8 protein-coding genes and 3 tRNA genes are annotated in these 11,835 nt (G+C 49.3%); 3 read left to right on the forward strand and 8 right to left on the reverse strand.

What is annotated here, in order from left to right; translation table 11 throughout:
* Positions 1 to 24: 24 nt before the first annotated feature.
* The 7 genes from ATORI0001_RS07220 to ATORI0001_RS07255 all read right to left on the reverse strand — a co-directional run bounded on the left by ATORI0001_RS07220 (position 25) and on the right by ATORI0001_RS07255 (position 8,738).
* Positions 25 to 2,664, reverse strand: a complete 2,640-nt coding sequence (locus ATORI0001_RS07220) for a heavy metal translocating P-type ATPase (RefSeq protein ID WP_003150575.1) — start codon at positions 2,662 to 2,664, stop codon at positions 25 to 27.
* Positions 2,665 to 2,678: 14 nt separating this feature from the next.
* Positions 2,679 to 3,032, reverse strand: coding sequence for a metal-sensing transcriptional repressor (locus ATORI0001_RS07225; protein ID WP_003150453.1), 354 nt, complete (start codon positions 3,030 to 3,032; stop codon positions 2,679 to 2,681).
* A gap of 643 nt (positions 3,033 to 3,675) precedes the next feature.
* Positions 3,676 to 3,751, reverse strand: a tRNA-Val gene (locus tag ATORI0001_RS07235).
* A 97-nt stretch (positions 3,752 to 3,848) separates the two neighbouring features.
* The gene (locus ATORI0001_RS07240; RefSeq protein ID WP_003150541.1) at positions 3,849 to 5,135 is read right to left on the reverse strand and encodes a lysylphosphatidylglycerol synthase transmembrane domain-containing protein; all 1,287 of its coding nucleotides are present in this window, start codon (positions 5,133 to 5,135) and stop codon (positions 3,849 to 3,851) included.
* A 103-nt stretch (positions 5,136 to 5,238) separates the two neighbouring features.
* A complete protein-coding gene (gene mnmA, locus ATORI0001_RS07245) occupies positions 5,239 to 6,396 on the reverse strand; it encodes a tRNA 2-thiouridine(34) synthase MnmA (protein ID WP_040324676.1) in 1,158 nt (385 codons plus the stop codon).
* Entirely contained in the window at positions 6,389 to 7,687 is a 1,299-nt protein-coding gene (locus ATORI0001_RS07250; RefSeq protein WP_003150545.1) for a cysteine desulfurase family protein, read from the reverse strand. The genes mnmA and ATORI0001_RS07250 overlap by 8 nt, the downstream gene beginning before the upstream one ends.
* Before the next feature lie 19 nt (positions 7,688 to 7,706).
* Positions 7,707 to 8,738 (reverse strand): putative ABC transporter permease, encoded by a 1,032-nt coding sequence (locus ATORI0001_RS07255; protein ID WP_003150479.1) that lies wholly within the window; start codon positions 8,736 to 8,738, stop codon positions 7,707 to 7,709.
* Positions 8,739 to 8,970: 232 nt separating this feature from the next.
* Between ATORI0001_RS07255 and ATORI0001_RS07260 the strand changes: the two genes are divergently transcribed.
* From ATORI0001_RS07260 to ATORI0001_RS07270, 3 genes are all read left to right on the forward strand, one after another.
* Positions 8,971 to 9,046 (forward strand) — tRNA-Gly (locus tag ATORI0001_RS07260).
* A 46-nt stretch (positions 9,047 to 9,092) separates the two neighbouring features.
* Positions 9,093 to 9,166 (forward strand) — tRNA-Cys (locus ATORI0001_RS07265).
* 553 nt (positions 9,167 to 9,719) lie between these two features.
* Positions 9,720 to 10,787 carry a hypothetical protein gene (locus tag ATORI0001_RS07270; protein WP_003150626.1) on the forward strand — a complete coding sequence of 356 codons (1,068 nt, stop codon included), beginning with the start codon at positions 9,720 to 9,722 and terminating at the stop codon, positions 10,785 to 10,787.
* A gap of 247 nt (positions 10,788 to 11,034) precedes the next feature.
* Here ATORI0001_RS07270 and ATORI0001_RS07275 read toward each other — a convergent pair whose 3' ends face one another.
* On the reverse strand, positions 11,035 to 11,766 hold the full coding sequence (locus ATORI0001_RS07275) for an anti-sigma factor antagonist (protein ID WP_003150616.1): 732 nt from the start codon (positions 11,764 to 11,766) through the stop codon (positions 11,035 to 11,037).
* Between the last annotated feature and the right edge of the window lie 69 nt (positions 11,767 to 11,835).

Consider the following 11,835-nt stretch of genomic DNA (forward strand, 5'->3'; position numbering starts at 1 on the left):
CCCTCCTTATCGCTTAAAGGTGTCTTACGCAATACTCGCTTCATAACCCGCATTCTTGACTGCGGCAATAAGCGCTTCGTCAGAAACGGCACCGTCAAACTCAACGATGGCAGACGCATCTTCAAGCGATACTTCCACACGAGAAACGCCCTCTACGGCTTCAAGCGCCTGAGTAACGTGTGCAACACAGTGCTGACAGCTCATTCCTTCAACATTCAATTTCTTTTCCATACGCTCTTTCCTTTCCTTCGGTGTCGGTACGATTACAGGTATTGCTGTTGTACATATGGGTTTTGACTGCGCATCAAAACCTGATTGAACCTGAGTTTCAACGGATCCCACATGACTCACATCAATTTCTTTTGGTTTCCACGTGCGCAGACGCAGGGCGTTTGTCACTACAAAAACTGACGAGAATCCCATGGCCGCCGCTCCTATCATCGGATTGAGCGTAACGCCCAAAGGCGCCAAAAAGCCCATGGCAACCGGAATACAAATAGCATTATAGAAGAGCGCCCAGAAGAGATTCTGCTTGATATTTCTGAGAGTTGCTTTCGAAAGTTCAATAGCTCCGGCAACATCTGTCGGATCTGACTTCATAAGCACAATGTCTGCCGAGCTGATAGCCACATCAGTGCCTGCTCCAATAGCGATACCGATATCTGCCCGAGCAAGTGCCGGAGCATCGTTAATGCCGTCGCCCACCATGATGACATTCTCGCCGGACTCTTGAAGACGACGGATTTGAAGTTCCTTCTCGCTTGGTAAAACGTCAGAAATCACTCGGTCAACGTTGAGTTTTTCCCCAATCACCGCCGCCGTGGTTTTTTGGTCTCCCGTGAGCATAATGGATTGTATGCCCATGGCTCGCAGCTTCAGAATTGTCTTCGCACTTGTTGGCTTTATGGTATCCGCCACGGCGATAATCCCTACAAGCTTGCCGTCTCTCGCAAAAAAGAGTGGTGTTTTTGCATCGGAGGCTAAGGTATTCGCGGAAGCTTCAAGGCCGCCAAGGTCAACGCCCTCCTGCTCCATAAGACGCCTATTTCCTGCAGCGATTTTTGAACCCGCAAGAGTTGCTGTAAGGCCGCCTCCCACAACCTGCATAAAATCCGTGAGTTCGGCGTTCTTCTCGCCTTGTGTTTGAGTGGCCGGTACGCTGGCAGAGTGCATATCGGCATAGGCCACAATCGCCTGCGCGAGAGGATGCTCGCTTTTACGCTCAAGGGTTGCCGCAAGAGCAATGAGATCTTCTGTCTCCACACCTTCGGTGGCAATTACGTCAGTTACGCTGGGCTTACCTTCGGTAAGAGTTCCTGTTTTATCAAAGACAACCGTAGTGGCTGCTGCCGCACCTTCAAGCGCCTCGGCAGACTTTACCAAAACGCCCTGAGAAGCGCCCAAACCGGTACCTACCATGACGGCGGTCGGCGTTGCAAGACCAAGTGCACAGGGGCAAGAAATTACCAGCACCGACACGGCATGAGAAAGAGCGACGACAAAATCACCCGGTGCAAACACAAACAGCCAGCCGACAAAGGTGAGAAGCGCTAATACCATGACCACCGGCACAAAGACGCCTGCAATGGTATCGGCACGGCGCTCTATGGGAGCCTTTGAGCTCGTTGCCTCATCAACAAGACGGATGATGCCGGCAAGCGTTGTATCATCGCCTACGGCCTGCGCTTGCATCTTGAACCAGCCTCCGACGGAAACGGTGGCGCCGGTTACGTGCGCACCAACCGCCTTTTCCACGGGGATTGCCTCGCCCGTGATAGCCGACTCATCTACCGAACTCTCCCCTTCCACCACCACACCGTCCACAGGAATGGCGCTTCCCGCGCGAACTACCAAAATGTCGCCCACGTGAACGTCCGCGGCAGAGACGGTTTCTTCTTTGCCGTCGCGCTCTACCACTGCCGTCTTAGGAGTAAGGTTCATCAAAGCCTCAATGGCTCCGGTGGTACGTCCCTTCGCACGAGCTTCAAAGAACTTTCCCAGCGTAATGAGGGCAAGAATCAAACCCGCCGATTCAAAATACATGCCATGCATGGCTATGTGAGCAGCCGTCCAATCCCCTGCGACAAAGGCATTTGCCATTTGATAGAGGCTGACCACACTGTAGGCAAAACTTGCGGAAGAACCAAGCGCGATAAGTGCGTCCATATTAGGTGCGCCATGGATAAGCGAACGAAAACCACCGATAAAGTAATGTCGATTGATAAAAAGTATGGGAATGCAGAGAAGAAGCTCAGTAAGCGCAAGATTCATCATGTTGCGCATACCGGAAAGCTGTGGCGGAACCGGCCAGCCAAGCATGTCCCCCATGGCTATGTAAAAAAGCGGAACGGCACATGCGAGAGACTCTATAAGCTGCCGTTTTTTTGATTCAACTTCCTTTTGAGCAGCGTCCGTCGCACGAGCCTCAGATGAAACAGCAACCTTCTGTTCAAGACGAGGTTGTGCCTCATAGCCGGCCTTTGAGACGGCAGCGCTTATATCCTGAAGCGTCTTTTGATTGCCGTCAAAATCAACCTCCATTGAGTTCTTGAGCAAGTTGACCCGAGCTTCTTTGACACCGCTAACGGAAGCAGCCACTTTTTCCACATGAGCGGCACAGCTTGCGCACGTCATTCCTATGACATCAAACGTTTTCTGATCCATCTTGCAACCTTGCCTTACATAAACTTCTTGAAGAGATCCATAACCTCATCGATAACGTCAGTATCGCCTTGCTGCACACGATCGACCACGCAAGACTTCAGGTGGTCTTGCATCACTTCCCGAGAAATCGCCTTTACTGCAGATTCCACAGCAGCAAGCTGGATAAGAACGTCTCCGCAGTAGCGATCGTCCTCGACCATAGTTTTAATACCACCGAGCTGTCCGATCACGCGATTGATACGCCGTGACACACTTGATTTAAGCTCCTGCGAGCGGGGTTTGTTTTTATGGGCACACAAACAGGTCTCCGATTGAGACTGCGCTTCGGTCTTTGACTCTGTTGCTTTTGGTTGACTGAGTGCCGACACATGTTCTCCTTTTACACACTTTATGAACACCCCTTCTGAGATGCCCTATGTATAAAGCATAATACCCCCTAGGGGCATATTTATACTACATGTATGTAATCTTTTAATCCATGTACCATTGATTCAAAAAGAACATCATTGAATACACCACTATTACAAGCCAGAGCACACATGAAATAATCTTAAATATCGGCTTTGTCTCATTTCCCGTTACGGTTGCTGCAAAAAAGAGAATAGTAACAGGAATCAAGGACCATGCAAAAATTACCGGGCTTATAAGCTTGAACTTTAACAAGGTTGAAAAGCTTACCGATATGATAGTCTCAACTACCAGTAGCCTCCGACGCCATTTGAAATCTATGTTCATGGCTCGTAGAGACCTCACTCTCTTTAACAAAAGCTCCCTAACCTTATTCGCTATTATATAAAAAGCATCAGAAATATGTTTACTAAAGGTTACTTTTATTCGGTAATAGGCTCATAGGATCGGCGAACGTAGTAATTGTCTGATTATATTGAGTACATTTTTTCTCTAGATTTACAATAGGTTTTTAGACACGTTTGCATTCAGCCAATTTAAGTAGAAATAGCATTACTCTAAGTAAAACAGGCCATCGAGAAAACCCGATGACCTGTGAGTCTGTGGTGGGCGTTACAAGATTTGAACTTGTGACCTCTTCCGTGTCAGGGAAGCGCTCGTCCCCCTGAGCTAAACGCCCGAATAAAGCTGCTCAATTGCAGCGAGGGATATAGTACGACAAAAACTACGATTGGCGCAAGTGCCATTTACAACTTTCTTTAAGCTTTCTTGATACCCTACTTCTTTTGAGACTTGGTATTCACCTTGACACGAATACCACCGGCAGCCGTAGACTTTTTCTGTCCCAAGCGCTTCTCGCCTGAAATAAATGCGGAAAGAGAAGTTACCGCTCTTGTCCAACGCTGATATACCGTCGGGCCGCCATGAGAGCGCAGGCCGAGGAGCATGGACGCAAAGAGTGTCGGAAGAAAATACTCAATGGCACGCCACAATACGAAACCCGCAGCGATCTTCTCGCCAAACATGTGTGCAAAGAGAAACGCAAAGCCGCCCTCAGCGCCACCGGTACCTCCCGGAAGCGGAATTGCCGAGGTAAGAAGTTCCAGCATGGAACCGGACGCCAGGCAGGTCAAAAGATCCGCAGGTTGTCCGAGGGCATTCAACACAAAGTACGGCAAGGAGTAAAGACATCCCAGCTGAAAAAGGGTGATGACAAGTACAACGCACATCTCAGGAATATTTTTAGCGGCATTTTTGAATCCGGCCGAAAACTCATGTACCTGCGTATTAATAATCTCATGCCAATGGTCATAGCGCTTTACAATGCCAAAACGTGAAAGGATCCGGAGTCCCCAATTGCCCAGTGCAACAACCATACGCGGCAGCAGACAGATTGCAAGCATCCCTCCAACCATGAGAATTTTTGCACCAAAGAGAACGACACCGACAATTGTCACATCACCAAACTGCTCAAAGAAGTAATTGAACCTGAACAGCAGAATAAGAGCGGCAAATATTCCTTCTCCCGCTTCATACATCACAAACCGCGTAAACTGAAGCGCGCCTGCCTGTCCCACGGAAATGCCCGCTCTTGTAAGGCGAAAAATCTGCGCGGGAGCGGCTCCTGCTCCATTGGGCGTGAGATTCATAAAGAAGATACCCGCCGCCTCAACGCTCATAAGGTCGCGGATGCCTACGGGACATTCCGGATCGGTAATAACCGAAATAATGTACGCAAAAATTCCCAGCAAATAATATGCAAAGTACGCAAAAGCACCGGCTATAAGCCAGCTGGTATCAACACCGGCAAGCGCTCCAACAAACTCGTCGAACTGTCCGGAAAATACGATGTAAACACCGTAGAGAACACTCACAAGCACCAAAAACAGAACGCTTTTGCGAACCTGTCCATAACTTTTACGAGCATCTTCTACTGATTCGGAAGCGGAGTTTGGACTCACCGCCACCTTCGGAGTAATTTTTACTTTAGGCTTGGTCGCCTTTGGAGATCCAGGCTTTACGCTTGTTGACTTTGACGGAACAACATCTTCCGGACGATCCATGAACACCTCCCGACCTTAAGCCTCTTCTCGTAAATTTCTTATCCCTAACGTATGTAAGTATACCTGCAACAGACACTGCCTAGCGAGACAAACGCGCCATCAGCTATTCTGCAAATTTGGCGAGAAGCTCTTCATCACGCTCAATGATTCCGCCACCGATGCACACCAGGCCATCATAAAAAACCGCCGATTGACCGGGTGCTACCGTACGTACCGGAACCTCATAGGTAATACGCATGGTCGTGGCACTCACTTTTGTTAACATGCACGGACGCAGCTCACCAGTATGGCGCGTGCGCACGGTATATGCGCCATCTGCCGGCACACATCCGGAAATCCAGTGTGTGTCCACAATATCCATCGTCTTTGTCCAAAGTGCCGCACTCAGGGGATCAGACGTTACATACACGGTATTTGTATTTGTGTCCGTTGCCACCACATAATGAGCAGGGCCTCCTCCAACGGAAAGTCCCTTACGCTGCCCTATGGTAAACAAAAAAGCACCGTCATGTTCGCCAAGCTTTTTCCCGCTCTCCCACTCAATAATATCGCCTGTTTTGCGCTCAAATGCATCAAGCAAAAACGTACGGAGCCCAACCGGTCCGATAAAGCAGATCCCATCGGAATCAGGCTTATTCTCAATGCCGAGACCCCGATCAGCACACATGGCGCGCACCTCAGCCTTTGTGGGAATATCGCCAATCGGAAAAATCGTTCTGTCGAAAATCTCACTCGGAACACGCCAGAGAAAATACGTCTGATCTTTATGCTCATCGGCGGCGCGCATAAGGCAAGAAGTTCCGCTGCCGTGCATTGCTCCGGCCATCCCGGTCGTATTATTTGCATCGTCACCACCGCAGGCGTTCTTCTCGCCGGAGGCGAGGCGCGCATAATGGCCCGTTGCGATATAGTCGGCCCCTTCGGAAAAGGCTCGCTTCGCAAACGTGCCAAACTTGACGGTTTGGTTACACATGACATCGGGGTTGGGGGTATACCCGTGAGCATAGGAATCAAGCAGATAGTCAACGACCGTCTCTTTGTATTCCTTCTCGCAGTCCCACACCGCCAGATCAATGCCAAGAGAAACGGCCACGCGCTCCGCATCGGCCAAATCGTCTGCCCACGGGCAATGAAATCCGGGAAGATCCTTCGACCAGTTGCGCATATACACCGCATGAACGTCAAAGCCTTGTTCCAAAAGAAGTGCTGCCGAAAGCGCCGAATCGACGCCGCCGCTCATGCCCAAATACACTTTATCCATTGATGTCTCCATACGATAAACGCGCGTTCTGTATGCGATCTTGCTCCGCATGAACCGCACGGATAATGGCTTCGGCTGCATATATGATATCTGCCTCGGTTGTTGAGTGTCCCAGCGTTAAGCGCAGACTTCCCGCAGCTACCTCACGGGGTGCTCCGATTGCCTCAAGGACATGCGATATGTGCATTTTTGACGCTGCGCAAGCCGATCCCGTTCCCACCGAAACGCCTTCGCGCTCAAGCAGAATAACCAAACGACGTGCTTCAATCTCAGGAAACGACACGTGCAACAAACTGGGAAGACGAAGCTTTGCGTTTTTTGGACCGGAAACGACCATCTGCGGAAACTCTTTGACAAGCAGCCTCTGCAAAAGATCACGCAGGCGAGAAAGACGGCGGGCCTCATCTTTTTGCCGGGCCTGTACCATCTCAAGTGCACGAGCAAAGCCGATAATACCCGCAACGTTTTCCGTACCCGAACGCACGCCTCCCTCCTGGCCACCACCAAGCACAAGCGGCCGAAGCCGCACGTCATCAGACGCCCATAAAAGTCCCACCTGCTTGGGGCCATAAATCTTAGCGGCGGAAAGCGTCATCATGTCAACCCCGAGAGAAGAAACGTTGACCGAAAGCGTGGAAGTGGCCTGTGAAGCGTCGGCATGAAAATAAATGTGGCGCTTCTCGCCCGCCTTTAAGCGGCGATTACGTTCGCGCGCGACAACAGCGGAAATCTCTCGTATGGGTTGAATGGTGCCAATCTCGCCGTTTGCCAGCTCTATGGAAACCAACTCTGTCTCAGGTCTAAGCGCTGCGGCAACGCTTTTTGGATCCACGCGCCCATCTGCGCCCACGCGAAGCGTCTTGCGGCTGAAGCCTCCGGCGCACGCAAGAATGCTCTCATGCTCAATGGCGTCGACAATGACGTGTCCGTCTTCCGATACCGTCGCAAATGCCAGGTTGTTGGCTTCCGTAGCGCCTGCCGTCAAGACGATATTTCCCGGTCTGGCTCCAATGCCGTGTGCTAGTGATGCGCGTGCTCGCTCCACCTCATCTCTGATTGCCCGAGCACGGGCGTACGGAGCAGACGGGTTATAGAAGAGTTCGGTATAGTACGGCAGCATTGCTTGAACAACCTCAGGGTCCATGGGTGTTGCGGCTGCAAAGTCGAGGTACACCGAGCGGTTCTTCTCAACATATTCCTTTTGGTCATGACAGCTGTCATTCAAGTTTTTCTCGTCACGCATCTCGTCACGTATTTCGTCATGTATCTCGTCATGCATCTCGTCATTCATGCTATTTTGCTCATTCATGCTATTTTGCTTTCTCAACGCCGGTCGAAAGATTTTGGAATCGGGCCGAAATGAACTCATTTGAATAATGCATATCTACCCACTGCTCAAACGTATTTTGCGGCGGAATTCCCACGTCCCGCGCGGTGGCCCGCATAAAGCAAGCTACCGTCATTCCTATATCAGCCACAAGATACAGTGATATAAGCGTAATAAAAATGGCTTGACGCTTGGAAGTTGGCTCTCCTATATGATAGAGCGCGCGAGGCATAACAAAACGGCACCATATCAGGCCAAGAAGCCCCCAGAAAAACAAAAATCGCCACGCTACAAATTCAGTAATGTGATCGGGAAGAAACGCATAGGTCCATGACTGCATGTGGAAAAATGTCAGCATCCCCCAGCCGGTAATCTCCTCAAGGAGACCTCCGACAACGGCGGAGATGCAAAAAACCACCACGTTATGGGCGTGTCTTCTACGAAGTTGATAGCTTATGAGCGTGAGAAGAACGGTGCCTGCGCCATAAAGCGGAGAAAACGGTCCCCACACAAGTCCCACTCTTGATTCGGTGAGACCGGCAGTGATAAGCATCCAGATTTCTTCGAGGAGCAATCCCGCCATGCTGCCTACCACAAAAAGGATTACAACCTGGTACCAGCCCATATGCATGGCATCAAGATAACTCTCCCTCTTTACTTTTGTGGAATGTATTTTTTCGGGATATGAAAATATGGCAACGACTCTGTTTTTTGCAGTGGGATTTGCCGCGGTTGCGGCTGTCGCATCACGCGCCGCGGTTGCGAGTGGCGTTGACGTTGTGGGCGTCGTTGTCGTTGTCGTTGTCGTTGTCGTTGCCGTTGCTGTTGTCGTCGCTGTTGACGTTGCGGGTGCTGTTGCGGTCGCCGCAGGTGCCGCAACACCCGACTCTTTATCTTCAAGCTTCTCGCCATCTGAAAGCCAATCGGCAAAGAAGCGGAATGCATTGGCAAATCCGCGTACGACGAGCCATATAATACCCAAAAGCGCCAGAAGCGACGCAATGATAAACAGCATGAAACGATTCCAATCAATAGCCACTTCTTCTAGGATACGATATTTTTACGATATGAGAACCGGAGCATCAGAGTTGAGAGGTGCATCAATTTGCGCATACCGATCTTGATACGCAACGGTAAATTCAGGCCCATAAACGTCCGAAAAAAGCATCCGAAACAAAAAGTTTGCATGAATTTCATGTTTTCGCTTGCATTGGTCGCTAGGTTTGCGTATATTATTCCTCGCGTTCGCGGGCTTAGCGCAGTTGGTAGCGCGCAACCTTGCCAAGGTTGAGGTCGCGGGTTCGAACCCCGTAGCCCGCTCCATGATTTTTCGGCCGGACTTGTTCGGCCTTTTTTATACGTCATCTTTGGCGAGATGGCCAAGTGGTAAGGCAGAGGCCTGCAAAGCCTTTATCCCCGGTTCGAATCCGGGTCTCGCCTCCAGTAAATGTTAAGCATCTGGTGCATTTACGCATCAGATGCTTTTTATGAAACCCTGAGCTTTTGACACCATGAGACCCGTAGTTTTTCCGAACCTGTAAAGTTGTTGCGGCAACCTGTGATGTGATTTCTTGCAACTTGCGGTGCACTTCTTACGACTTCTGATGCACATCCTGTGACCTGTGATGTACTTTTCACAACCTGTGATGTACTTTTCTGCTTCAAAACAGGGGGCTGTGATGTACTTTTGGCGAGAAAACCGGTCTTATCGCTATAAAAAAGTACCTCACAGCTCTGCAAAAGTACCTCACAGGTTTGGCGGCTACCGTATAACCACCTCTATATATAACGCACCTCGATATCTCCTGACTTAACTACATACGGCATAGCAAACAATAGGCTATGCCAGTCAGATACCAGTCAGATATCAGTCAGATAACGGTCAAATAACTACTGATAAATCCATATAAAAACCACCTCAGCTTTGAACTCCGCTCACATACAATACGCCTATAGGAGATCGATAGGAGATCTACAGGAAATCCACAGGAGATCTATGGGGAGGCCTATAAAGAAGTCTATGAGAGTATTGATTTCACATAAAAGTGCCTTGATTTTGATGCGACAAGAATCTTTTCGTCGCTTTGCAGTAGCTTTTGGCAAAAATCCGCATTTTGCTCCGCGAGAGTTTCCTAAGCTATTTGATGTTGCTGCAACCCATGAAGTTTTGCAAAATCTTTTTAAAACGCAAAAGAATTTCCCTCTTGATGTATTGGTTTCTAACCCTCTTTGCAGGCATCGATCAAAGAAGGTTTCGGCTTATGTTTTTAGTAAGCCACTACCGGAAAACGCTGTTATCCACATTACTGGAGAGCTTTATTGTGTTTCTCCATCATTTTTGCCGGTCGTTATGTCACGAACGCTTAGCATTCTTGAGCTAGTGTTTCTTATCTCGGAAATTTGTGGTCTCTATACTTTTAAGGGCGATGAAGAGCCTGTACTTTATCCCCATCAATTTCCACTTACATCAATAGCCAGCATCCAAAACACTCTGAAACAGCTTGAAAGCGGAAATGCCAAAACCCGAGTCCTTAAGGCTTTATCTATGTGCTGCGGACTGGCCGGTTCGCCGATGGAAACAAAACTGTATATCCGGGCAACTCTTCCATTTTCAAAAGGCGGATACAACCTCGGAAAAATAGAGGTCAATAAGAGCGTCATGGTACAACGAATGACTTCTCGCATGAGAGAACGGTCTATAAGAAAACCCGATTTGCTTTTTTGCTTTAAGGATGTTCCAACGCAAACAGAAAAAAGAAAATGGGGCATTGCTCTTGAATATAACGGCCGATATCATGCAAATCAAAAACAACACAGGCTCGATGATATACGCAGAAATGAGCTGCAGGCTTTAGGGATAATTGAATATGTCATATGGAAAGAGGATTATGACGATATCGTTATAATGGACAATCTATTTGAAACGATTCGCAATGAATTGAACATGCCCGTCCATAAACCCTCGCAAGAAAAGAAAAAACTCGAACTCCAAAAAAGATTGAAGTTATGGAGTGATCTAGAACAGGCAAGCCGTTCATACTATCAAAAACTGTGCGCCATTTGATTGAGGCTCTGCCAACAGCAACCAAGTTTATTAACGAGATGGCCTGTGAGGTACTTGCAGAGTTGTGAGGTACTTTTTCGGAGCTGTGATGTACTTTTTTATGGCGATAAGACCGGTTTTCTCGCCAAAAGTACATCACAGCCCCCTGTTTTGAAGCAGAAAAGTACATCACAGGTTGTGAGAAGTGCATCACAGGTCACAGGATGTGCATCACAGGTAGCTGTTATAAAATCACAACCCAAAATCTCTACCGCACGAGTTTCACGAGATGCACAACGGTGCCCTTCCCCGATGGCTTTACCGAGATAGAAACCGCATCGGTGAGAAGTCGCATCAGCTTCACCCCGCGACCTCGCTCAGAACAACAGCTCACCTCCGGAGGTTCCTCGTCGTCCGCCAACGTGTATCCCGCACCGCAATCAGCCACATCAATGATTACCCGATCGGCGTATGCCGCGACCGTTGTCAAAATACCACCCTCACAGGTATGGTCGGCGGCGTTGCCAATGGCCTCTCCTACCGCAAGCTTCAAATCAAATCTCGCGTCGTTGGAAAACGGCACACTGGCGAGCAGCTCGTCAAGCCTCGTGCGAGCCGTACAAAGTGCAGTTGGATCCACCCGAAAGGTTGTCTGCCAAAGCGGGTGCACCCGAGGATCCAACGGAGCAATATGCTCACGCGCCCCCACGCGCGCAACCGGCATAAAATCCACCAAGCGCATACGAGACAGCCCGCGAAATACCGGCTGTGACACATTGGTCAAACTCATAAGCCCGCCCATCGCGCAGATACGTCGTAGGGCGCACATAATAAAGCTCATACCGGCGGAATCAACGTAAGAAACGTCCGCCATATTCAGTATGATTCGCAAACATCCCTGCTTCAAAAGACTCTCGACCTCGCGACGGACGGCAGGAACCGTTGTGACATCAAGGTCAGAACTTAGGGAAAGCACTACTATGTTGGGTTTTGTTCGCATACAAGCTTTGTTCCCACATGCAAAAATTTATTTCAGAACAAGCCATCCCAACACATCAAGCAACAAGAC

The organism is Lancefieldella rimae ATCC 49626 (genome assembly GCF_000174015.1).
GTDB classification, from domain to species: Bacteria; Actinomycetota; Coriobacteriia; order Coriobacteriales; family Atopobiaceae; genus Lancefieldella; species Lancefieldella rimae.